We start from the raw sequence: 306 nt of genomic DNA on the forward strand, positions 1-306 counted from the left end.
GGACGTCATTGAAAGACGAGCCGATGACCGTTTCAAATTCCCACAGCTTGTCGCCTTGAGCATCACCACCCACGCCTGCAACACCGCCGACCAGACTCACCGTTACGCCGCTGGCAGAGTCGGAATAATCAATGGTGTCGTTACCGCCCGAACCGTAAAACTGGTCCGCGGCTTCACCACTGATAAAGGTGTCGTTGCCGCCGGAGCCCTGCAGTATTTCAATACCGACATACGTATCGCCTGCCGCAATACCGGAGTTCACGCCGGTTTTGGTGTTGATCGTCACACCCACTTGGCTGTCGGTAT

1 pseudogene is annotated in these 306 nt (G+C 55.9%); it reads right to left on the reverse strand.

Annotated elements, in window-relative coordinates:
* Positions 1–306, reverse strand: a pseudogene (locus ACWR1S_RS30965) (calcium-binding protein); the annotation flags it as partial.

This window comes from Pseudomonas sp. AIG (assembly GCF_977020205.1).